The organism is Campylobacter sp. BCW_6461 (assembly GCF_001762735.1).
GTDB lineage: Bacteria > Campylobacterota > Campylobacteria > Campylobacterales > Campylobacteraceae > Campylobacter_D > Campylobacter_D jejuni.
Genome location: NZ_MJXJ01000027.1, coordinates 2,386 through 2,929, shown reverse-complemented (window position 1 = coordinate 2,929; position 544 = coordinate 2,386). Strand labels below are relative to the sequence as shown.

Annotated in this window: 1 protein-coding gene; it reads left to right on the top strand. The window is 30.7% G+C overall.

All coding sequences use genetic code 11. From position 1 onward, the window contains the following. Positions 1 to 544: 6-hydroxymethylpterin diphosphokinase MptE-like protein (locus AJ882_RS08360; RefSeq protein ID WP_148127823.1), on the top strand; the 544-nt coding region annotated here is incomplete at both ends.

The following is a 544-nucleotide window of genomic DNA, read 5'->3' as shown; positions in this document are numbered from 1 at the left end:
CATGTTGGAACGCGATGAAATAGTAGCTGAATGTTTTAATAATGATTTTGGGGAATTTGATAAGGATATTGTGTTTATTGTTAAATCTGTTACACATCCTCACACTATCAAATATCTTCAAAAAAATAATAGAGCTTTTATACTTGTATCCACCTATGCAAGCTTTATACAATATTTAAAATTAGATTATTTTGGATATTTTAATATGGGATTTAGCGTAGCACATATGAATTTTTTATTAACCATTCATCTAAAATACAAAAACATCATTCTCATAGGTCAGGATTTAGCTTATGCCAAAGATGGGCAAACACACTCTCAAGGTTTTATCCATGCTAATTTACACAATGGAGACTATGAAAGAGATTTAGATAGATTTAGCACTACAGCTTATGGAGGAAATGGAAAAGTTCAAAGTTCTGAAATTTGGACACTTTTTAGACATAACTTTGAAAAAGATATAGTCAATATAAAAATGAATTATCACATCACCACCTACAACTGCACCGAAGGTGGAGCAAGGATAGAAGGAACCATAGAAAAA